Below are 22,129 nucleotides of genomic sequence, written 5' to 3'. Positions count from 1 at the left end.
TCTGACGCGAACGTAAGCGGTGTGACGTGGAGCACTCCGAGCAGGTCCCGCTCAGTGGGACCGAGCGGGTCACCGGCGCCGCGCGCTCGATCGGTCACGGTCGGGCGCCCGGTCTCGGTCCCGCACCACGGGATCCGGCTCGCCGGGTACGGTCGCCCGATGAACAACGTGCTGAATCTGGTGAGAGCCCGGGCCGCGGTCGACGCGGCGTTCGCGGCTGCGGCGCAACAGGACAAGCGGGTCAGCGTGGTCGTCGTCGACGACCGTGGTCATGACGTGCTCGCTGCGCGAAGTGACGGGGCGCCGTGGTTCACGGCGGGGGTGGCCCGCGCGAAGGCGGCAACGGCGGCCGCGATGGGGGCGGCGTCCGGCGACCTCGCCGGGCTGAAGGTCGCGCACCCGGAGTTGCTTGAGCTCATCGGGGCGCAGGCCGCGCACCCGATGACGACCCTTCCCGGCGGGGTGCCGATTCGGCTGGCGGGCACCGTGGTCGGGGCGATCGGGGTCAGCGGCGCCGAACCCGACGAGGACGCCGCCTACGCGCGGGCCGGGTATGCAGCGGTGAAGGCTCTCGGTCAGTCGATGTCGTAGACCACGGACACGGTGACGGTCAGGTCCTGCATGCCCGGCTCGATCGGGGTGGATGGCGCCCGGTCCATCATGACGCCCGGCATCGGCGGTGCCGCCGCGGTGACCTCGCTGATTGACCGGACGTCACCGAGCTCGACGCCCGCCGCGTCGGCGATCTGCCCGGCCTGCGCCCGCGCCTGCTCGACGGCCCTGGCGCGGGCCTCGGCGCGCAGGTCACTGTCGTCGCCGATGGAGAAGGTCAACTGCTGCACCCGCACCGCGTCCCCTGCCGCGGCGGCCGCCCCGTCGATGAGGCCGCCCGCACCGGCGATGTCGTGAACGGTGGCGGTCACCTGATTGGTCACCTGGTAGCCGGTGATCGTCGACGATGCGGGCGCATAGGTCGGCTGCACCGACAGCCCGCTGGTGGCGATGTCCGCCGCCGCCACTCCGCGACTCTTCAACGCATCCGTCAGGGCCGTTGCCCGTTCCGCGTTCGCGGCAAGCGCGGCCTCCGCGGTGGCGTCCTGCGTCTGCACGCCGAGCACCACGGTCGCGGTGTCGGGGGCCGCGCTGACCTTCCCGACACCCTGAGTGCTGATTCCCGGAGGCGCGGACTCGGATCCGCCACCCGACGGGGTGTCCGCGGCGCAGCCCGCGACCAGGATCACCGCCGCCGCCGACACCGCCACGCCCACCGCCCGCAAGGTTGCCATGCCCCAACTATGACGCAGCCGACGCCGGTGCGGTCGGGTTACCGGTCCGGCGTGTCCCCACCCAGGCCAGCGCCGCGGCCAGGGCCACCGTGGTCCCGGCGAACAGGATCATCAGGGCCTGGGGACCGATCGGGCCGGTCCCGGCGGTGCCGGTCACCGCGACCGCGACCGGCGCGGCCATCGCATCGGACATCGCGTCCTGCTGGGCACCGCTGCGGGCCGGGATCGCGTCGACCCCCTTCGCCACCTGGTCACGCAGCTGCCCGGACACCGACTTCAGCTGATCGATGCCGGCGAGGATCTGGTCGGTGGTTCCACCGAGCAGTTCGGGGGCCTGCGCGGCGATCGGACCGATCCCGTCCTGCAGCTGGCGGCCCGCGCCGGACAGCTGGGCCGAGACCGACTCCAGCTGCCCGAAGCCGTCGCCGACCGCATCGCCGAGGGTGGTGTCGGGTCCGACCCCGCTGCCGAGCAGCCCGGTGATCGCGCCCAGCTGCCGGCTGAGGTCGGCCAGGTCACTGCCGGTGCGTTCCAGCGCCGCTGCGGCGTCGCCGTCGACGGCCGTCACCCGCGCCGCCACCTCGTCGAGTCCCCGCTGCGCGCGGTCGAGGCCGGTCGTGACATCCCCGACCGTGACACCGAGGTCGGTCAGCCGGGTCGCCAGCTCACCCGCGGGCCCCCTGGCCTGCTCGACCATGCCCGATACCTGCCCTGCGACGTCGACGAGCTGGTTCGCGCCGTCGTTCGCGGTCTGCAGGTACGGCAGCATTGCGGTCACCCCGTCCAACATCTGCCTGGCCTGGGTGTCGGCGGCGGCGGTCGCGGTTGACAGGACCTGGGCGGGCAGCAGCGCCTGCTGCACCTGTGACCGGGCCGAGGCCATCCCGGACAGCAGGTCCCGGATGCCTGCCGAGGAGGTGACCTCGGTGACGGTGGCCGCCAGCCGGGTCAGCGTCTCGTCGTCGGCGGCGCTGCCGCGCCGGACCGTCACCTCCGCCTGCCGCGGCGCCGTGGTTCCGAGCGAGGTGACGGCGTCGGAGAAGTCCTCCGGGATGGTGACCGCGGCAAGGTACTTCCGGTCGGCAGCCGTGTCGGCGTCGACGACCTCCCAGGCGAATCCCTCGGACCGTTCGAGCGCGTCGATCACGCGTTCCCCGATCGCGTCCGCCCCGCGGTCGTCGTTGACGATCGCCACCGTGCGCGGCGGCGGCGCCGCGGGCCGCAATCCGAGGACGAGCCCGGCCCCGACGATCAGCAGGACGGCGGTCAACGCGAGAACGGGCCACCGGCGGCGGAGGACGGGTAGGACATCAGGCATGCAACCGACCGTACGTGCGGTCCCTGGGGAGGGATTGGCACGCACATGAGAATTGCTCTCAGACGGGATCAGGTTCCGGTGTGTGCGCGCCGGACCCGGGCTTGAAACGGCGCCGCGCCCACCAGCCGAGCGCCCCCGCCGCGGCGACGGCGACCAGCAGCCACATGCCGCTGCCGAGTGCCGATTCGACCCGCTCGTAGGAGTGCCCGGCAAGGTAGCCGAGCAGGACGTTGCCCGCGCCGAAGATCAGTGCGGCGACCGCGTTGAAGGCAAGGAACCGCCGGTAGGGCATGCCGCTGATCCCGGCGAGCGGGGGCATCACGGTCCGGAGGAACGCGACGAACCGGGCGAGGAACACGGCCGGACCACCACGGCGGCGCAGCAGGTCGCGTGCCCCGTCGAGTCGGCCGCCCGCGACGAACGGCAACCGCAGGATCCGAGGCCCGATCCGGCGGCCGACCCCGAAGCCGACGGTGTCACCGAGCAGTGCGGCCACCACGACAACGACGATCATCGCCCACAGGTCGACGCGGGCCTGGCTGGCGATCACCCCACCGGCGATCGCGGCCGTCTCGCCGGGCACGACGAACCCGATGAACAGGGCGTCCTCGACGAACACGAAGGCAGCGACGGCGAGGTAGACGACGAGCGGCTCGAGCTCCTGTAGCCACTCCAGCAGGGCGGTCACACCGGGCCCGCAGACGGGAGGTCGAGCAGTCCGCGACCGAGAACGGCGAACCCGTCGCGCAGTATCCGTTCGAAGGCGGGCGCACCCTCGTCGGGTCGCCAGCCTCGGTACGCGGTGTGCATCACCGCGAGCGCGGAGTTCACGACGAATGCGACGAGCATCGGGTCGGCGGGGATCCGGCCGCCGACCCATTCTCGGACGAATCCGCGGAACGGTTCGCTGGCGGCGAGCGCGGGCTCGAGCATCGCCTGGCACTGCTCGATCATCGCCTTGCGCAGCAGCAGCCGTGCTTCGTCGCGACAGGTGACCCCGACGAGGATCTCGCACAGTGCCTGCCACACCGGCTCGTCCGCGGGCCGCGCATCGGCCAACGCCCGCCAGCGGGCCGGATCCTCGGGGTCGGGATCGAGCAGCAGCGCTTCCTTGGAGTCGAAATAGTTGAACAACGTGCTCTTGGAGACGCGGGCGGCGGCGGCGATCTCCTCGACGCTCACCTCGTCGAAACCGCGGGCCGTGACGAGATCGACGGCGGCGCCGCGCAGGGCGCGCCAGGTGTCGAGCTTCTTGGCGGCGCGCAGCCCCGATGCCTGGGTCACGGCACCAGCCTACGCCCGAACTTACACTCGGTCCAAATTTGTATGAGGTACAAATTTTGGCGCTTGGGAATAGCTAGTGCCAACCCCGGGTTGGCCGGACATGACCGAACATGGCATGACCGCGTCCGTGGTGGCGGCCGCATACGGCGACCCCGAGGTCCTCACCGTCATCACCGAGCCGGTGCCCGCTCCCGGACCGGGCGAGGTGCAGGTACGCCTGCGCGCGATCGGGGTCAACCCGTTCGACGTCAAGTCGTACAGCGGCGCTTTTGGCGCCGATCCCGCACGACTGCCGATCCGGCCGGGCATCGAGGCGTCGGGCGTGGTGACGGCCGTCGGGGCGGACGCGGTCGGCCCGACGGGTCCGGTCTCGGTCGGCGATGAGGTCATCGTCAACCCCGGCGCCCGCACCTACACCGAGTGCCTCACGGTGCCGGCATCCGTCACCCTCGCCAAGCCTCCGAGCCTGTCCTTCGAGCAGGCGGCCGCCCTGCTGTCCAGCGGAACCACGGCCGTCGACGCGCTGACCACCGCCCGGGTCGCGGCGGGTGACACCGTCCTCCTGCACGGCGCCTCCGGGGCCGTCGGCGCCGCGACCGCGCAGCTCGCGCTCGCCCGCGGCGCCACCGTGATCGGCACCGCTCGCGCGACGAACCACGACCACCTGCGCGCGCTCGGGGTGACCCCGGTCGAGTACGGCGACGGGCTCCTCGACCGGGTGCGGGCGCTGGCCCCGGACGGGGTCGATGCGGCGATCGACACCGCGGGCACCGACGAGGCGATCGACGCATCGCTCGCCCTCGTCGGCGACCGCGGCCGGATAGTCACGATCGTCGCGTTCGAGCGGGCCGGGCGGGACGGCTTCCGCGCGATCGGCGGCGGCGACCCGGACAGCGCCCGGATCCGGCGCGAGGCGCGCGCCGAGCTGGTCGAACTCGCCGGTCGCGGATCGCTCGAGGTGACGATCGCAGCGACGTTTCCGCTCGCCGACGCGGCCCGTGCGCACCGCGAGCTGACCGGACGGCACCCGCGAGGCAAGTTCGTGCTGCTGCCGTGACGGCGCGGGAATAGTTCCGGGCGGCGCACGTTGAGTACGGTGAGCTAGTTGAATGATCAACTACTGATTCGAGGAGCGCAGCATGCCCGCCGTGACCGCCGACAACACCCTCGCGCTGCCCCGCGTCTCCGCGGCAGCGCCCGACGCCCTTGCCCGCCCGGTACTGTCGGTGACCACCGCCCCGCGCGGCTACGAGGGCGAGGGCTTCCCGGTCCGGCGCGCCTTCGCTGGCGTCGACCTGGCGCACCTCGACCCGTTCCTGCACATGGATCAGATGGGCGAGAACGAGGCGGCGCCCGGCGAGGCCAAGGGCACCCCCTGGCATCCACACCGCGGCTTCGAGACCGTCACCTACATGATCGACGGCGCCCTCGAACACCGGGACTCCAACGGCGGCGGCGGCGCGATCGGCGGCGGCGACACCCAGTGGATGACCGCGGGCGGCGGCATCCTGCACATCGAGACCCCACCCGAACAGCTCGTGGTCACCGGTGGCCTGTTCCACGGCGTGCAGCTGTGGGTGAACCTGCCCCGCGACAACAAGATGGCCGCACCCCGCTACCAGGACATCACCGGGAACCGGGTGGCGCTGCTGTCCTCGCCGGACGGCGGTGCGCTGATCCGGGTCATCGCCGGGGAACTCGACGGACACCACGGCCCCGGCTCGACCCACACGCCGATCACGTTGCTGCACGCGACAATCGCGCCCGGCGCCTCGGTGACCCTGCCGTGGAATCCCGAATTCAACGCGCTCGCTTATGTTCTCGCTGGCGACGGAACGGTCGGTACGGAACGTCGCCCGGTCCGGACCGGGCAACTCACCGTGTTCGGGCGCCGCGGAAGCACGATCACGATCGCGGCCGCCGACACCCAGGACTCGCGCACCGAGTCGCTTGAGGTCTTCGTCCTCGGCGGGCGGCCGATCCGCGAACCCATCGCGATGGCTGGCCCGTTCGTGATGAACACCAAGGCGGAGGTCATCCAGGCGTTCGAGGACTTCCAGGCAGGCAGGCTCGGGTCGATCCCGGCCGCCCACGAGACACTGGACTGACGGGGCCCGAGCGCCTCACTCGTGCACCGGGATTCGATGCGGCTCACCGGCAACGTTCACGCATCGGCTCGATCACGGATGAGGGGAACTCCTGCGCCGCTCGCTATGTTGAAGACCGAAGTTCACGAAGGAGGCTGCATGTCGGCACCACCCACCCCGCAGATCGACGTCCATCGCGCCGGCGAACGCCTGGCAACGCGGATCGACTGGCTGGACTCGAAGCACTCCTTCTCGTTCGGTCAGCACTACGACCCCGACAACACCCACCACGGCGTGCTGCTCGTCAGCAACGACGACATCGTCTCCCCGGGACAGGGCTTCGACACCCATCCCCACCGGGACATGGAAATCGTCACCTGGGTACTGCGCGGGTCGCTGGTGCATCAGGACTCGATGGGGCACTCCGGGGTGATCTACCCCGGGCTCGCACAGCGGATGAGCGCGGGCACCGGAATCCTGCACTCGGAGAAGAACGACGGATGGCGCCTGTCCGGGGCGCCGAGCCCCGACCACTCCGACCCGGTCCGGTTCATCCAGATGTGGGTGCTGCCCGACGAGTCCGGTGTCGCCCCCGGCTACGAGCAGCTCGAGATCGAGGACGAACTGATGCGGGGCGGCCTGGTGCCGGTGGCGTCCGGGATGCGCAAGCATCGGGACAATTCCGCGATCACCATCAACAACCGGGGTGCCGCCCTGTACGTCGCGCGGATGCGGGCCGGCGACAGTCTGACCCTGCCCGAGGCGCCGTACCTGCACCTGTTCGTCGCCGAGGGCGAGGTGGACCTCGAGGGTGCAGGCCCGCTGTCCGAGGGCGACGCGGTGCGGTTCACCTCGACCGGCGGCCACCGCCTGACGGCCGACCGGCCCGCCGAGATCCTGGTCTGGGAGATGCACACCCGGCTCGGCGGCTGACGGTTCGATCCGGATGGTAGAAACGGTGCCATGACCTCCACCGATGCTCCTCGCGTCGACCGCCTAATGGCGATGATGGGCGCCCGCCCCGGCCCCGTCGAACCCGGCCGCACCGAGCACACCCAGGAGGTCGGACCCCGGTTCCACGATCATCGCGGCCGGACGATCCTCGGCTCCGTCGGCATCCTCGTCGACGCGGTCCCCGGCGGCGCCGTCGGGCGGTCCGTGCCCGCCGGGACGCAGACCGTGCTGTCGCAGGTCACCGCCGCGCTGGCGGCGCCGCTGCCCGACCGCGGCGACATCGTGGCCCGCGGCAACGCCGTCCACCTCGACCTCGACACCGGAATCGGACTGGCCGCGGGCGACCTGACCGGGCCGGACGGGCAGTCGTACGCGGTACTGACCGCGCGGGCGGTCGTCGTCACCCGCGGCGCCACCCACGCCGACACCGTGTTCGGCGGCCCCCCGCTCCCCGTCCCCGATGCCGAGCCGGGCACCGATCCCGCCGAGTTCACGAGCCGGTCCGGTCTCGACGTGGTGACCGCGATCGCCTCCGGCGCGGTGGCCCGTGGCCCGCTGGCCGGGTTGTTCGGCGTCGACCTGGCGGAGGTCGGGCCGGGCCGCGTCGTCGGCACGTTCACGCCGCGGCCGTGGATGGCGAACTACCTGGGCACCGTGCAGGGCGGCAACCTGATCGCGGTGTCGGATCTGATGACCGGCCTCGCCGCGCAGACGCTGACCGCGCCCGGCCAGCACTACCGCGCCCTGGACCTGCGGATCGACTTCGTCCGGTCCCCCGCCCTTGACGGCGGTCCGGTGCGGGTGCGGGCCGAGGTCGTGCGCGCGGGCAGGCGCCTCGCGCTGATCGACACCGAGACGGTCGACTCGTCGGGGATCGTGCTGGCCCGCGCGCAGTCCAGCGTCCACCTGCTCTGACACGACCGTCGTGACCGCCGCCCCGGCGTCGGCGGGGCTAACCTGCTAGTGCGGACGTCGCGCCAGCCGAGGAGAGTCATGACGAATCAGCCGCCGAATCCCGACGGAACACCCGAGGGGCAACCGCCGCAGTACGGACCGCCCGGCTCCGGCGCCGCCTACCCCGGCGGACAGCCCCAGTACCCCGGTGGGCAGCCGTATCCGGGGCCGCCGCCGCAGTACGGGCAGCCCTACCCGGGACAGCCGTACCCGGGCGGACAGGTTCCGCCGGGCGGCTACCCACCGGGCGGGTACCAGCCGCAGCCGTCCCCACGCAACGGCGCGGGGATCGCGGCGCTGATCCTCGGCGTTCTCGCGGTCCTCGGCGTCTGGACGATCGTCGGCGGCATCGTGCTCGGTGTCCTCGCCGTCATCCTCGGCTTCGTCGGACGCTCGCAGTTCAAGAAGCGTCGCGCCACCAACGGCGGGATGTCCCTGGCGGGCATCATCCTCGGGGCGCTGGCCGTGATCGTCTCGATCGTGCTGGTGGTGGTCGGGGTCGGGATCTTCAACAAGGTCGGCGGCCGCGACCTCGTCGACTGCCTCCGCGATGCGGGCACCGACAGCGCCGCGATCGAACGGTGCCAGGACGAGTTCCGGCAGAACGTCGAGAACCAGCTGTCCATCACGCTGACACCGGCCCCCCGCTGACGCCGCGACCCCTCCGGTGCCCGATGCGATTTCCCGACGAATCAGAATGGACGGCGCAGCAACGTCGGACGAAGCGGGGTCACGGGTGAACAAGGACATCGAGAGCAGCCGCGCGCGGGTGAGCAGGCGCCGGGCCCTCACGCTCGGCGGCACCGTCGGGCTGTCCGGGCTGATCGCCGCCTGCTCGACCGGGGGGTCGTCCGACACCCCGCCGACGACCGCGGCGGGCTCCGCCTCGGACGACGCGGTCGCCCTGCTCGCCCGCGCACCGCAGTGCGTCGCGGGCAAGGAGGAAACGCAGGGCCCCTACTGGTTCGACGTCGACTCGATCCGCAACGACATCCGAGAGGACCGGCCGGGGACCACGTTCGAAGTGGTTCTGCGCATCCAGGATTCGGACACCTGCACCCCCGCGAGCGGCGGCGGGATCGCCAACGCGGTTGTCGAGATCTGGCACTGCGACGCGGGCGGCGTGTACTCCGGCTTCGAGTCCGGCTCCCGGAGCGCCAACGGCTACCCACCGCAGGCCGCGACGCCGGGCGGGCCGCCGACCCAGGACGCACCCGGTGCGGACACCTCCTTCATCCTCTCCAACGGCTCCTACAGCGCGGGCGACGTGGAATCGGCGACCACCGATGACGGCACCTATTTGCGCGGCGCCCAGGTCACCGACGGTGGTGGCATCGCGACCTTCACGACGATCTTCCCCGGCTGGTACACCGGGCGCACCAGCCACATCCACCTCCGTGTCCACATCGACAAGAAGACGGTGCTGACCACGCAGCTGTACTTCCCGGAGGATCTGATCGACGAGGTGTACGCGCGCAGCCCGTACGTCGAGCACACCGGCCGCGAGGCCAACGTCACCAACGCCACCGACAGTCTCTTCGACGAGTCCGGGATGCTGACCGTCGTCCCGACCGCCGATGGCTACCGGGGCGCCGTCAACATCGGGGTGTAGGCACATCCGGCCCGCGGCGGCCATGATGGAGGGCATGACGACGCCCTCCGGTATCGACCTCACCCACCTCGACCCGGGCATCCGCGCCCAGGACGACCTGTTCGCCCACGTCAACGGCCAGTGGCTGGACGGCTACCAGATACCCGCCGATCGCGCCGTCGACGGCGCCTTCCGCACCCTCTACGACCAGGCCGAGGTCGACGTGCGGGCGATCATCGACCACGCAGCGGACACCGGCGGGGTCGACGGCACCGTCAGCCAGCAGATCGGCGAGCTGTACCTCTCCTTCATGGACGCCGACGCGGTCGAGCGCAGCGGGCTCGACCCGATCGCCGACGAGCTCGCCGCGGTGGATGCCGTCGCGGACCCGTCCGAGCTCGCCGCGCTGCTCGGCGGGCTGCAGCGCACCGGGGTCGGCGGCGCGATCGGCAACTACGTTGACACCGATGCGAAGAACTCCGCCCGCTACCTGGTGCACCTGACGCAGTCCGGGATCAGCCTGCCCGACGAGTCGTACTACCGCGAGGACTCCTTCGCCGAGATCCGCGCCGGCTATGTCCGGCACGTCGAGGCGATGCTCACCCTCGCGGGCAGGCCCGACCCGGCGGTCGCCGCGCAGCGCATCCTCGACCTGGAGACGGCGATCGCCGCGGGCCACTGGGACGTGGTCAAGCGACGCGACGCCGAGCTGAGCTACAACCTCGTCACGCTCGACGGCCTCGCCGAGCAGAATCCCGGCTTCGATTGGGCCGCCTGGGTTTCCGCGCTCGGCGGAACCACCGAGACGTTCGCCGAGCTGGTGGTCCGGCAGCCGAGCTTCCTGACCTCGCTCACCGAATTGTGGACCACGCGCCCGCTCGAGGACTGGAAGACGTGGACGACGTGGAAGGTGATCCATTCCCGCGCACCGTATCTGACCGAAGCGCTGGTGGCGGAGGACTTCGCGTTCTACGGCACCACCCTGTCCGGCACGACCGAGAACCGGGAACGCTGGAAGCGCGGCGTCTCCCTGGTGCAGGACCTGCTCGGGGAGGCCGTCGGAAAGCTGTACGTCGAGAAGCACTTCCCGCCCGCAGCGAAGGCGCGCATGCAGGAACTGGTCACGAACCTGCAGGAGGCATACCGCCGCAACATCGCCAACCTGGAATGGATGGGCCCGGACACCCGCGCGGCCGCGCTCGCGAAGCTGGAGAAGTTCACCCCGAAGATCGGCTACCCGAACAAATGGCGGGACTACAGTGACCTGGTCATCGACCAGTCCGATCCGGTCGGCAACTACCGGCGCGGGTACGCCAACGAACACGACCGGGACATCGCGAAGCTCGGCGGCCCGGTGGACCGGGACGAGTGGTTCATGACGCCACAGACCGTCAACGCGTACTACAACCCCGGAATGAACGAGATCGTCTTCCCTGCCGCGATCCTGCAGCCGCCATTCTTCGACGCCGCCGCCGACGACGCCGCCAACTACGGCGGCATCGGCGCGGTGATCGGGCACGAGATCGGCCACGGGTTCGACGATCAGGGCGCCAAGTACGACGGCGACGGCAACATGATCGACTGGTGGACCGACGACGACCGCACCGAGTTCGGCAAGCGCACCAAGGCGCTGATCGAGCAGTACAACGAGTTCGAGCCGAAGGCGTTGCCCGGCCACAAGGTCAACGGCGAGTTCACGATCGGCGAGAACATCGGCGACCTCGGCGGGCTGTCGATCGCGTTGGCCGCGTACACGATCGCCCTCGACGGCACCGAGGCTCCGACGCTGGACGGCCTGACCGGGCTGCAGCGGGTGTTCTTCGGGTGGGCGCAGGTGTGGCGCACCAAGGCTCGTGACGAGGAGGCGATCCGCCGCCTCGCCGTCGACCCGCACTCGCCGCCGGAGTTCCGCTGCAACGGCGTCGTTCGCAACCTGGACAGCTTCCACGAGGCGTTCGACGTCACCCCCGGCGACGCGCTCTACCTGGAGCCCGAACGGCGCGTCAAGATCTGGTGATGCCCGCCGCCGGCTACGTGCGGGAGGCGGCCACCCGCTCGTAGTCGGCGCGGTTCCGCGTCGCATACCCGGCCGCCCACCGCTCGATCGCGTCGTCGAACACCGTCCCCGACCCGAGGTAGGCGGCGATCGCGGCGGGGTCACCGGTGCGGGCGTGTGCCCTGGCGAGCGCGGTAGCGCAGAGCTGCGCGTAGATCCGCATGCCCTCCGGTCGCATCTTCGCGACGTCGAAACCGCCCTTCTTGTCCCGGAGTTGGCGGACATAGAAGTCCCGCCCGAACGGCCCGGTTCCGGTGAACCAGCCGAGGAACGGGTCGCTCGCGCTCTGGATGAGCCGCTGCCCGTCCACCACCCGCCGCCCCTGATCCGGGTACGGCAGCCCCTCGACGTACGGCGCAAGCACCGACGGCTGCGCCTCCTTGATCTGCAGGAACAGCGGATCGTCGACGCGATCACCGACGAACAGCGCGATGAAGGACATCGTCCCGACCGATCCGACCCCAACCACCTTGCGGGCGATATCCTGGAACCGGTAGCGCCGCAACAACTGCCGTCGGTCACTGTCGAGTGACGCAAGATAGTTGCCCATCACGGACCGGAGCAGGTCGGTGACCTCCTTGTGCCGGTCGGGTTGCAGCCCCACCACCAGCGGCGGATCCTCAGTGATCCGGAAGCCGGCATCGGTGCGATGGGCGAACCGGGCGAGTGTCCCCAACTGGGTGTGCTGCTCCGCCTTCGCGAAGGACTTCTCCGCGAAACCGACCTGCCGCTTCGTCAACTGTCCGCGCAGTCGCTCAACGACCTCGTCGGCCTCCAGTCGCAGGTACCAGAGGTCGAGCGCGGGCATGTCTGCCGCGCGCCGCATCATCTGCCGGTATGTCGTCGCGACGTCCCGCGCCGCCGCCCGTGACTCCTTCGGGCCGTGCCCGTTGTCCTCGGATGCGACGGCGACCGACACCGCGAGCCGCTTCACGTCCCACTCGAACGGACCCCGGTGTACCTCGTCGAAGTCGTTGAGGTCGAACACCAGTCGACGATCCGGCCCGGCGAACAGTCCGAAGTTGGCGAGGTGCGCGTCCCCGCACGCCACCACCATCAGGTCGGTCCGCGGGCCGTTCGCGAGGTCCCAGGCCATGATCGCCGCGGACCCTCGCAGAAAGGTGAACGGCGAGACGAGCATCCGCTCGTATCGGAGCGGCACCAGGTCGGGCAGGCGGGTCGCGTCCTGCCGCGCAAGCACCTCCGCCGGGTCCGGGCGCCCCGGAGCCGGTTCCCACTGCCCGTGCGCGCCGCGCGGCACGTCGGACCGCAGTCGCTTGCCCGCCCGGCGGCGCTCACCGGCGGGAACCGGGGGCTCGAAGACAACGCTCATCGCCCGACGCTACCGCCGCGCGACCGGACGCACCGGTCAACCCGCCATTGCGGCCTCGGGTGCGATCCGCAGCGCGGTGACCAGGTCCCGGTACAGGGCGTCGGAGGCCATCAGTTCGGCGTGGGTGCCGCGGGCCCGGATCCGCCCCTTCTCCATCACCAGGATGGTGTCGGCGTCGATGACGGTGGAGAGCCGGTGCGCGATCGTCACCACCGCGCCGGTGCGGGACAGTTCGGTGATCACGTCCTGGATCGCGGCCTCGGTCCGGCCGTCGATCTGCGCGGTGGCCTCGTCAAGGAGCAGCACCTCGGGCCGTCGAATAATGGCCCGGGCCACCGCGATTCGCTGCCGCTGGCCGCCCGAGATGTTGGTGGCGGTCAGGTCCGTGTCGAGTCCGTGCTCCATCGCCCGCACCGTCTCGTCCAGGTGCACCGCCCGCAACGCCGCCCAGATCTCGTCCTCGGTGGCCTCCGGGTAGGTGAAGCCGACATTCGACCGCACCGTGCCGGGGACGATCGGGGTCTCCTGCTCCACGTACGCCAGCCGGGACCGGACCTCGTCGTACGGCAGCCCGCTGTATGGCACCCCGTCGAGAAGAATCTCCCCCTGCTCCGGATGGAGGAAGCGCAGCAGCAACGAAAACAGCGTCGTTTTGCCCGCCCCGGACGGACCGACGATCGCGGTGTGCCCGCGGGCGGGGATGGCCGCACGGACCTGCCGCAGCGAAGGCTCCGCGCCGGGGGCGTAGCGCGCGGTGACATCGACGATGTCGAGGACCGGCAGCTCGGGATCTCGGTGGGCCGCACGGAGATCGACCACCTGGGCGGTGTGTGTGGAGTCCGCCCGATCGGCAGGCTCCTCGACCTCCATGTCCTGGACCTCCCGGATGCGGGCGGCGGCGGCGATGCCCGCCTGGATGGAGGCGAAGTTCCCGGCGAGCTGCGACGCGGGCGGGATGAGCTGAAATGCGTACAGCAGGAACGCGATCAGGCCCGACACCGCGAGCGCACCGATGCCGACCCGCCAGGCGCCGAACGCGAGGATGCCCGCGACGGCGAGCTGCATGCCACCGCTGACGACGGCCCACACCACCGCGGTCGCCCGCACCGCCCGCAGGTTGTGCCGCTGGGAGTCGCGGGCGTCGACGATGATTCGCTCCGCCTCCCGGACCTCCGCGCGGGACGCCTTGACGGTGCGGATCGCCCGCAGCGCACCCTCGAGCCCCCCGCCCATTCGGCCGACCGACTCCTGCGCAAGGCGCTGCGAGCGCCCGATCTGGGGCATCAGCCACGACGCGCCGATGCCGACCAGCACCAGCGCGCCGACCATGACAGCGAGCAGCACCGAGTCGAGGAACGCCATCATCACCAGCGTGCCGGTGATCGCGGTGACCCCGTTGACCAGTTCGACGAGGGACGACGACGCGGCCTCCCGCAGCAGCAGCGTGTCCGAGGTGACCCGGGTGACCAGCTCGCCGGAGGGACGCTTGGTCACGCTGGCGATGGTCGCGCGGAAGTACCGCCGGACCATCGACTCCCGCGCGTCGAACACCACCTGGGCGGCGAGCGCCCCCATCAGGTTGTGGTAGGTGAAGCCGAGCACACCCGCGACGGCGACGAGGATCGCGAGAACGGTGACCGGGGTCTGCATGCTGTCGCCGGTGACGAGCGCGTCGAGGATCTGCTTGATCATCATCGGCATGACGAGCCCGGTCGCGGTGAACACCAGCCCGATCACGATGCCAATGAACAGCACCATCCGGCGCGGACGGATGAAGGACCACAGCAGCCGCACATTCGGCCAGGACGACTTCGCAACGGAGCCAGACATGCCCACAGTGGTACATGCGTGTCCCATTCTTGTCAACAAGTGATTCCTTTTGGAAGTTCACACTGCTAACGTGGGGGCATGACGACCGCGGTCACCGAATCCGGAACCAAGGCGCGCACCCGCCGGGCCATCCTGGACGCGGCCGTCGACGTTCTCAGCAAGAACCCGAGTGCGCCGCTGAGCGACATTGCCGCCGCCGCGGACGTCGGGCGAAGCACCCTGCACCGCTACTACCCCGAACGCGGGGAGCTCGTTGCCGCACTCGGGACGCACGCGCTGGACAAGCTCGATGCCGCGCTGGTGCGGGCCAGACCCACCGAGGGCCCCGCGGACGAGGCGCTGCGCCGGATGAGCCACGAGTGCTTCGAGATCGGTCCCACCCTCGCCCTGGTCTACGGGGACCCGCAGGTGCTGTCCAACGAGGCGTTCTGGGTGCGACTCGACCGCACCGATGCCCCCCTGCTTGAGCTGCTCGAGCGGGGTATCGCGGAGGGCACCTTCACCGCAACCCTCAAGGTCCGCTGGCTCCGGCGGATGCTGTGGTGGTGCCTGCTGACCGGGTGGGAGGCGTTCGACTACGAGCAGTACACCCGCACCGAGGCCCTCGCGGCGATCGACGAGACCGTCGCTCGCATCACCGGAACGGCGTAGCCGCGCGCGGTGGCCGCTCCCGGACTCGGGTGAGCGACCACCGCGACCGGCTACGAGCTGCCGAACATCCCGGCCATGTCCGCGGTCGATCCGACGCTGCCGTTCCCGTCGCCGCCACCGGCGGCCGGCCCCTGCTCAACGGTGAAGTTCCGCACCACCAGCGTGGTGACCAGGCTTGCGTCGGCGGACACCTCGACGTCGACACAGCTGGTGAACGCACCGTACGAGCCGATGGCCAGGCCCTCCACGTCCACGCTGTACGGGGCGGGATGGATCCCGACCGGCGGGATCCCGGACGGATGATCGGTGACGAGGCTGCCGTCCGACTGCACCGCCACCGTCGCGTTGGCGAACACCGCGGGCCGGGTCGCTTCCGTTCCGTCCCAGGTCTTCACCTGCTCCGTCAGCAGGGCAACGTCGATCGCGCCGCCGAGCACGGTCGGCGCCGTGCACGTCTGTCCGTCGGCGGGATCGACGGTGAGGGTGACCTTGTTGCCGTCGACCTGCACCGCCAGCTGATCACCGTTCTCGACGACCGCGAACGTCACCGCAGCCGCCTGCTCCTCCGCCGCCGCCGTCGGCGCCAAGATCGTTCCGACGGCCAACCCCGCCACCGCCACCAACGCCACTCGCGAACCCAGTTCCATCGCCATCCGTTCCCCTCGTGTGCACAGTGCGACCGACGGTCGACGGTCGGGCACCCACCATGCCCGATCACGCCCGATCCGACATGCGGTTCGAGCGAAGTGTTTCAACAGATTTCCCGGCGCCGCGGGCACCGGTCAGGGGCGCGCGACCAACCCCTGCGCGACGGCACCGAGCCGCGCGAGCCGCAGATCACCGAGCGCGGTGACGGCGTTGCCCATCCGGTTGGTGACGTAGCCGAGCGACAGCCCGGTGTCGGGGTCGGCGTAGGCGCCGGACCCGCCGACCCCGTAGTGGCCGAACGCGTGCCGCGGCTGCGCCCGCTTCGCGAGGAACACCGGGTGGTATCCGAGCCGCCAGCGGATCGGGGCCCGCAGGACGTAGTCCCGGCGCCGGGTCTGCACCGCACCCATCTGCGTCAGGGTGTCCTCCTGCAGGAACCGCCTGCCGTCGATCATCCCGCCGTTCGCGATCGCGCCGTACATCTTGGCCAGCGCCCGCGCGGTGAACACCCCGTTCCAGCCGGGCATCACCGCGTCGTGCACGGCCGGATCTCGCACCAACCGGTCGAAGCCGTCGGGCATCGCCGCCTCCGCCAGCCCGTTCAGCGGTCCCACCCGCGACAGCACCGACGACGTCACCTCCCACGGCATCCCCGCGGGATTGATGTGCGGGAACAACTTTGCGATCCGCGGCCGCTGATCGATCGGAACCCGATACCAGAACTCCTCGACCCCGAGCGGTGCCGCGATCTCGTCCCGCACCACGTCCACAAAATCCCTGCCGGTCACGCGCGCGACGGTCTCGGCGACGAGCCAGCCGAAGGTGACGGCGTGATAGCCCGGTCCGTCGAACCGGCGCGGATCCGGGGGCGCGGCGGCGAGGGCGGCGACGACGGTGTCGTAGTCGAGGATGGTGCGCCGTCCGGGAACGAGGCCGCGCACCCGGTGCAGCCCGGCCCGGTGGGTAAGCATGTCCCGCACCGTGATCCGGCTCTTGCCCGCCGCAGCGAACTCCGGCCAGTAGGTGGCGACGGGCTCGTCGTAGTCGAGCACACCGCGCTCGGCAAGGCGGTGCAGCACCGTGCTGGCGACACCCTTCCCGGTCGAAAAGGACAGCGCGACGGTGTCCCTGGCCCAGCGTCGGTCGCGGTCCGCCCAGCCTGCCCAAATGTCGAGCACCAGTTCGCCGTCCAGATAGGCGGACAGCGCGCCGCCACCGTGCTGCGGGCTGCGGTAGAGCGTGAAGAACTCGTCTGCCAGCGGCAGGAACCGCGGATCGACATGCATCTGGGTGGGTGCCCGGCCCGCCTCCTCCAGCGAATGCACCCTGGCGACTCTGGCGGCCATCAGACGACGCCCGCGTGTCGGGCCGCGGACCGCACCTGGAACGCACCGGCGACGAACAGGACGCCGAAGAGGATCGCGAACGTGCCGACCAGCCACATCAGCCCGGTGATGCCCGACCCCGGCCAGATCACCAGGATCAGCCCGAACAGCAGGGCGAGCGCACCGGCGACCATCGACCCGATCCACTGGCCGGCGTTGGCCATCACCTGGAAGGCGCCGATGACCTCCAGGACACCGACGAGGATCGCCCAGAAGCCCATCACGTAGACGAATGCCAGCGCCGTCAGGTCCGGCCACACGAACAGCACGATGCCCGCGATCACCGACACCACCGCGCCGGCCAGCCACCACACCCAGCTCGTCACCACGCGCCTCGCCTCGATCGCGCGGACCGCGGACACGATGCCGTCGACGATCCAGAAGACGCCGACAACGACGATCAGGACCTTGACCGTGGCGTGCGGCCAGACCAGCGCGACGATGCCGAATGCGATCGCGACGATGCCGCGAACGAGCAACAGCCACCACACGTCCTTCGCGATCCGCAGGATCGCCTCGTTGGTGCCGACCGTCGGAATTCCAGCCATCGCTACCTCCCGGTGCCGAGGGTGGCCGGCTCCGCGGCCCCCTGTCCGTTCGCGAGCCTACTGTCGCCGCAGCGGGCTGGCGTGCCGAAATCGGCTACTTCAGGTCACGATCCCGACTTGGCTGCACCCGCTTCGGCTCGCCGGGCATCTTCGGGTACTGCGGCGGATAGGGCAGGTCGCCGAGACCGTTCGCGGCGTCCCGCTCCGCCATCTCCAGCAACCCGTCGAGCGAGTGTGCGACCGCGTCGATGTCGGCAGCGGGATCGCCCCGCCGGGACAGCAGGTCGGGCACCGTCGCGATGGTGAAGTCGTCGGGTTCGATGTCCGGCAGTTCGGCCCAGGTGACCGGGGTGGACACGGTCGCCCGCGGTGTCTTGCGCACCGAGTACGCCGACGCGACGGTCTTGTCCCGCGCGGTCTGGTTGAAGTCCACGAAGATTCGCGCCCCGCGTTCCTCCTTCCACCACGCGGTGGTGACCCGGGTCGGGTCGCGGCGTTCGATCTCGCGGGCCAGCGCGATCGCGGCGTGCCGGACGTCGATGAAATCCCACCGCGGTTCGATCCGCACATACACGTGCACCCCGCGGCCACCCGACGTCTTCGGGTAGCCGACCAGGCCGAGCTCGTCGAGCAGCGGCGCCAGCAGGTCAAGGGCCACGGCCCGTGCCTCCGCGAACCCGGTTCCCGGCTGCGGATCCAGGTCGATCCGCAGCTCGTCCGGCCGGTCGGTGTCGGCGCAGCGGACCGGCCACGGATGGAAGGTCACGTTGCCCATCTGCGCGGCCCAGACCACGTCCGCCGGCTGCCGCACCAGCAGCGCATCGGCGGTGCGGCCGTTGGGGTTGGTAACGGTGCAGGTGGCCAGGTGGTCGGGGCGCTTGGCGGGCAGCCGTTTCTGGTACACCTCCTCACCGTCGATGCCGTCCGGGAACCGCTGCAGGTGCGTCGGCCGCTGCCGCAGCGCGGTCATGATGCCGCCGCCGTCGAACAGTGCGACCGTCCGGTAGTACTCGGCGAGATGACGTTTCGTGCCGCCCTCGGAGCCGAGCTCGGGGAACATGATCTTGTCCGGGCTGGACAACCGCACCGCGATCCCGTCGACGTCGAGTTCCAGAGCCGGGCTCTTGCTCCGAGCCTGCGACGGTCGCTTCGCTTCGTCTGCCATCACTTCCCTCCCGCGAGGACGTCGGCGAGGTCGTACCGCACCGGGACGTCGAGTTGCTCGTATGTGCAGCTGCGCGGCTCGCGGTCGGGTCGCCACCGCAGGAACCGGGCGACGTGCCGCAGCCGGTCGCCCTCGAGCTGGTCGTACGCCACCTCGACCACCAGTTCCGGCCGGATCGGCACCCACTGCCGATCCTTGCCCGCCGCCCACCGGCTCGTCTCCCCGTCGTGCACGACGTCGTCGCCGAGGCGGAGCGGGTCGAGGATTTCCTGCAGCTCGACCCGTCGCGCCGCCGTGAACGCCGAGGCGCCCCCGATGAACCGCAGGTCGTCGCCGTCGTAGAGGCCGAGCAGCATCGACCCGATCCCCGGTTGACTCTTGTGCGGGCGGTAGCCGATCACCACCACGTCCGCGGTCCGCGCATGCTTGACCTTGACCATCTCGCGCTTGTTCGGGACATAGGCGCCGGACAGCCTTTTCGCGATCACGCCGTCGAGTCCCGCACCCTCGAACGTGTGGAACCACTCGGTCGCGACGGTGGGGTCGGTGGTGGCGCGGGTGACATGGCAGGAGGGGCCACCGCCGATCACGTCGAGCAGGGCCGCGCGGCGGTCCTCGAACGGCCGACCGGTGAGGTCGGTGTCGCCGAGGGCGAGCAGGTCGAACCCGATCAGCTGCGCCGGAGTCTGCTCCGCGAGCAACGCGACCCGGCTTGCTGCGGGGTGGATGCGTTCGGACAGCGCCTCCCAGTCGAGTCGGGTGCGGCCGTCCACGTCCCGAGGCACCACCAGTTCCCCGTCGAGGACGCACCGGTCCGGGAGTTCACCGCGGATCGCGTCGACCATCTCCGGGAAGTAGCGCGCCAGGTCCTTGCCGCTGCGGGAGGACAGCACGACCTCGTCGCGGTCGCGAAACACCAGGGCACGGAAGCCGTCCCACTTGGGCTCGTACGACCACACGGGATCGTCGCCGGCGGGCTGCGGTGGCACCGCGTCGGCGGACTTGGCGAGCATCGGTTGCACGGGCGGGCTCAGGGGCAGGTCCACGTCCCCATACTGGCCCACGCGAGCCGTGTCCGCCGCCCGGTGGCCGCATCGGCGCTTACTCGCTGTCGAGACGGAACCCCAGTTTGAGGGTGACCTGGACGTGCCCCACCCGCCCATCGACAATGTGTCCGCGGGTGTCCACGACCTCGAACCACTCCAGGTTCCTTACGGTGTCGTTCGCACGGGCGACGGCCTTCGCGATGGCGTCGTCGATGCCCGTCGTCGACGACCCGACGACCTCGGTGACGGAGTACACGTGATCGCTCATCGGTCTTCCTCACTCCTCGGTGAACCGGACCCATCCAGGGTAGGCCGAGGGCCTTGCCGAACAGTCCGAATCTGTGATCAAGTTCCCGACGGCCATACCGCGTTTACCGACATGAGGGGGACCAATGGAGAAGCTCAAGAACTACGGCCTGCTGGTCAAGTACCTGGTCAGCACCCAGTGGAAGAAGATCACCGGCAAGGGCCAGCAGCAGGCCTGATCCGCCCCGGCGCCGTGCCGCCCTCAGCACGGCGCCGAGCGCGGCTAGAGCCAGCCGCGACGTTTGAAGATGGTGTAGAGGCCGACGCAGATCAGGGCCATCAGGCCGAGCGCAAACGGGTAGCCGCCCGCCCAGTGCAACTCGGGCATGTTGTCGAAGTTCATCCCGTAGACGGTGCCGATCAGGGTGGGCGCGAACAGGATTGCCGCCCACGCCGACACCTTCTTGATCTCCTCGTTCTGCGCATAGCTGGCCTGCGTGAGCGCCGACATCTCCTCGTTCTGCGTCTGCGACACCAGCGTCGCGTTGACGGTGAGGATGTTGCCGAGCAGCTGCCGGAAGCCGTCGGCGCGCTCGACGACGGTGGTCGCGTGGTCGGTGACGTCGCGCAGGTACCGCTGCAGTTCCTCGTCGGTCTGATACTTCTCGAACCCGGCCGACAGGCCGGACAACATGCCGAGCAGCGGCTTGGTCGCGCGCTGGAACTCGATCACCTCGCGGGTGAGTTCATAGATGCGCCGCGACACCTTCGGGTCGCCGCTGAAGACCTCGGTTTCGATCTCGTCGATGTCGTTCTGCAGGCCGGCAACGACCGGCGCGTAGCCGTCGACCACGGCGTCGAGGATCGCGTACAGCACCGCTTCCGGACCGAGCCGCAGCAGGTCGGGCGCGTTCTCCATTCGCGCGCGCACCGCGGACAGGTCCGGCGACTCACTGTGCCGGACGGTGAGGACGAAGGTCGGGCCGCAGAACACGTGCAGCTCACCGAAGTCGACGCGCTCGGTTTCGTCGACGTACCTGGCGGCGCGGAGCACCACGAACAGGGTGTCGCCGTACCGCTCGAGCTTGGGCCGCTGATGCGCGACGATCGCGTCCTCGACCGCCAGCTCGTGCAGACCGAACTGGGCCGCCGCCGCGAGCAGCTGCTCCTCCGACGGCCGGTAGAGACCGATCCACGCCATCGACGACTCGTCGGGCAGGCTGCTCAGCGCTTCCGCCAGGTTCGACGGGGTCTCGATGCGGCGCCCGTCGCGGTACACCGCGCTGTTGACGACGCTCGATTCGACGCGGGCGATCGCGCCGCGCGGCGGTGTGGGGTGCGGCGCCATCGAGTGTTCGGGCGCGAGTCCGTCCCGGATCGGGTCGGCGGCACGCCGCGGCAGCAACGGACGGAATGGGCGCAGATCACGCATGGCTGGACGACTTTCGCAGGGTGTTCGGATACACGGACGGCCCGCGATGGGCGGGCGGTGGTGGTGTGTGCGAAATCGCCGCTGCGCGAGGCGTCGAACCGATACGGTTCAGCGACGACTTCGGCAGGTACTCGGAGGTTGGCTCGTCACGGTGAGCCTCACCTCCTCTTCCCTCGGCGCGACCGACCGGTGCGCGTGTGAATCCTCGGCAACCCTACTCGGCGCGAACACCCACCACCAATCGGACCGGTGCGCATCCCGACGGACGCGCCGACCGGCCACCACTCGGACGACAGACCGGTCGGCCGGTGCGCT

General features: G+C 70.5%; 22 protein-coding genes. 9 read left to right on the top strand and 13 right to left on the bottom strand.

The features are described from left to right. Positions 1-159: 159 nt before the first annotated feature. Entirely contained in the window at positions 160-591 is a 432-nt protein-coding gene (locus ACFWQG_RS19320; RefSeq protein ID WP_378509255.1) for a heme-binding protein, read from the top strand. On the opposite strand, the gene ACFWQG_RS19315 is transcribed toward ACFWQG_RS19320, so the two are convergent. From ACFWQG_RS19315 to ACFWQG_RS19300, 4 genes are read right to left on the bottom strand one after another with little or no spacing between them, the layout of a single operon-like run. Then, positions 576-1,286, bottom strand: coding sequence for an SIMPL domain-containing protein (locus tag ACFWQG_RS19315; RefSeq protein ID WP_378509254.1), 711 nt, complete (start codon positions 1,284-1,286; stop codon positions 576-578). The genes ACFWQG_RS19320 and ACFWQG_RS19315 overlap by 16 nt on opposite strands. A 7-nt stretch (positions 1,287-1,293) precedes the next feature. Beyond that, on the bottom strand, positions 1,294-2,604 hold the full coding sequence (locus ACFWQG_RS19310; RefSeq protein WP_378509253.1) for a YhgE/Pip domain-containing protein: 1,311 nt from the start codon (positions 2,602-2,604) through the stop codon (positions 1,294-1,296). 58 nt (positions 2,605-2,662) lie between these two features. Further along, entirely contained in the window at positions 2,663-3,292 is a 630-nt protein-coding gene (locus tag ACFWQG_RS19305) for a DedA family protein (RefSeq protein ID WP_378509252.1), read from the bottom strand. Further along, positions 3,289-3,888 (bottom strand): TetR/AcrR family transcriptional regulator, encoded by a 600-nt coding sequence (locus ACFWQG_RS19300; protein ID WP_378509251.1) that lies wholly within the window; start codon positions 3,886-3,888, stop codon positions 3,289-3,291. The genes ACFWQG_RS19305 and ACFWQG_RS19300 overlap by 4 nt, the downstream gene beginning before the upstream one ends. A 115-nt stretch (positions 3,889-4,003) precedes the next feature. Here ACFWQG_RS19300 and ACFWQG_RS19295 point away from each other — a divergent pair, with 115 nt between their 5' ends. The 7 genes from ACFWQG_RS19295 (at position 4,004) to ACFWQG_RS19265 (ending at position 11,491) form a co-directional block, all read left to right on the top strand. After that, positions 4,004-4,945 carry an NADP-dependent oxidoreductase gene (locus ACFWQG_RS19295; RefSeq protein ID WP_378509271.1) on the top strand — a complete coding sequence of 314 codons (942 nt, stop codon included), beginning with the start codon at positions 4,004-4,006 and terminating at the stop codon, positions 4,943-4,945. Between the two features lie 82 nt (positions 4,946-5,027). After that, positions 5,028-5,996 carry a pirin family protein gene (locus ACFWQG_RS19290; protein WP_378509250.1) on the top strand — a complete coding sequence of 323 codons (969 nt, stop codon included), beginning with the start codon at positions 5,028-5,030 and terminating at the stop codon, positions 5,994-5,996. A 138-nt stretch (positions 5,997-6,134) separates the two neighbouring features. After that, a complete protein-coding gene (locus ACFWQG_RS19285) occupies positions 6,135-6,908 on the top strand; it encodes a pirin family protein (protein WP_378509249.1) in 774 nt (257 codons plus the stop codon). 30 nt (positions 6,909-6,938) lie between these two features. Then, the gene (locus ACFWQG_RS19280; RefSeq protein WP_378509248.1) at positions 6,939-7,844 is read left to right on the top strand and encodes a PaaI family thioesterase; all 906 of its coding nucleotides are present in this window, start codon (positions 6,939-6,941) and stop codon (positions 7,842-7,844) included. 78 nt (positions 7,845-7,922) lie between these two features. After that, positions 7,923-8,534 (top strand): DUF4190 domain-containing protein, encoded by a 612-nt coding sequence (locus ACFWQG_RS19275; protein WP_378509247.1) that lies wholly within the window; start codon positions 7,923-7,925, stop codon positions 8,532-8,534. An 85-nt stretch (positions 8,535-8,619) separates the two neighbouring features. Next, the gene (locus ACFWQG_RS19270) at positions 8,620-9,495 is read left to right on the top strand and encodes a protocatechuate dioxygenase (RefSeq protein ID WP_378509270.1); all 876 of its coding nucleotides are present in this window, start codon (positions 8,620-8,622) and stop codon (positions 9,493-9,495) included. A 34-nt stretch (positions 9,496-9,529) separates the two neighbouring features. Continuing rightward, positions 9,530-11,491 carry a M13 family metallopeptidase gene (locus ACFWQG_RS19265; RefSeq protein ID WP_378509246.1) on the top strand — a complete coding sequence of 654 codons (1,962 nt, stop codon included), beginning with the start codon at positions 9,530-9,532 and terminating at the stop codon, positions 11,489-11,491. A gap of 13 nt (positions 11,492-11,504) precedes the next feature. Here the strand turns inward: ACFWQG_RS19265 and ACFWQG_RS19260 are convergent, their stop codons facing one another. Together ACFWQG_RS19260 and ACFWQG_RS19255 are read right to left on the bottom strand one after the other, a co-directional pair. Then, positions 11,505-12,863, bottom strand: coding sequence for a DUF2252 domain-containing protein (locus ACFWQG_RS19260; protein ID WP_378509245.1), 1,359 nt, complete (start codon positions 12,861-12,863; stop codon positions 11,505-11,507). 36 nt (positions 12,864-12,899) lie between these two features. Beyond that, positions 12,900-14,693, bottom strand: a complete 1,794-nt coding sequence (locus ACFWQG_RS19255) for an ABC transporter ATP-binding protein (protein WP_378509244.1) — start codon at positions 14,691-14,693, stop codon at positions 12,900-12,902. 78 nt (positions 14,694-14,771) lie between these two features. On the opposite strand from ACFWQG_RS19255, the gene ACFWQG_RS19250 reads away from it, so the two are divergent. Further along, the gene (locus ACFWQG_RS19250; protein WP_378509243.1) at positions 14,772-15,344 is read left to right on the top strand and encodes a TetR/AcrR family transcriptional regulator; all 573 of its coding nucleotides are present in this window, start codon (positions 14,772-14,774) and stop codon (positions 15,342-15,344) included. Positions 15,345-15,394: 50 nt separating this feature from the next. On the opposite strand, the gene ACFWQG_RS19245 is transcribed toward ACFWQG_RS19250, so the two are convergent. From ACFWQG_RS19245 to ACFWQG_RS19215, 7 genes are all read right to left on the bottom strand, one after another. Then, the gene (locus tag ACFWQG_RS19245) at positions 15,395-15,997 is read right to left on the bottom strand and encodes a hypothetical protein (RefSeq protein WP_378509242.1); all 603 of its coding nucleotides are present in this window, start codon (positions 15,995-15,997) and stop codon (positions 15,395-15,397) included. Positions 15,998-16,126: 129 nt separating this feature from the next. After that, a complete protein-coding gene (locus ACFWQG_RS19240) occupies positions 16,127-17,338 on the bottom strand; it encodes a serine hydrolase domain-containing protein (RefSeq protein ID WP_378509241.1) in 1,212 nt (403 codons plus the stop codon). Further along, complete coding sequence (locus ACFWQG_RS19235; RefSeq protein ID WP_378509240.1) at positions 17,338-17,925, bottom strand: HdeD family acid-resistance protein; 588 nt, start codon at positions 17,923-17,925, stop codon at positions 17,338-17,340. The genes ACFWQG_RS19240 and ACFWQG_RS19235 overlap by 1 nt, the downstream gene beginning before the upstream one ends. 94 nt (positions 17,926-18,019) lie before the next feature. After that, positions 18,020-19,090, bottom strand: a complete 1,071-nt coding sequence (gene ligD, locus ACFWQG_RS19230) for a non-homologous end-joining DNA ligase (protein WP_378509239.1) — start codon at positions 19,088-19,090, stop codon at positions 18,020-18,022. After that, on the bottom strand, positions 19,090-20,136 hold the full coding sequence (locus tag ACFWQG_RS19225) for an ATP-dependent DNA ligase (RefSeq protein WP_378509238.1): 1,047 nt from the start codon (positions 20,134-20,136) through the stop codon (positions 19,090-19,092). Before ACFWQG_RS19225 ends, ligD begins: the two co-directional genes overlap by 1 nt. A gap of 55 nt (positions 20,137-20,191) precedes the next feature. After that, a complete protein-coding gene (locus tag ACFWQG_RS19220; protein WP_378509237.1) occupies positions 20,192-20,404 on the bottom strand; it encodes a dodecin in 213 nt (70 codons plus the stop codon). A gap of 261 nt (positions 20,405-20,665) precedes the next feature. Further along, entirely contained in the window at positions 20,666-21,814 is a 1,149-nt protein-coding gene (locus ACFWQG_RS19215) for a magnesium and cobalt transport protein CorA (protein ID WP_378509236.1), read from the bottom strand. Positions 21,815-22,129: the final 315 nt, after the last annotated feature.

The organism is Rhodococcus sp. NPDC058532 (assembly GCF_042719255.1).
Classification (GTDB): Bacteria; Actinomycetota; Actinomycetes; order Mycobacteriales; family Mycobacteriaceae; genus Rhodococcus_G.
This window is presented reverse-complemented; position numbering and strand designations above follow the sequence as displayed.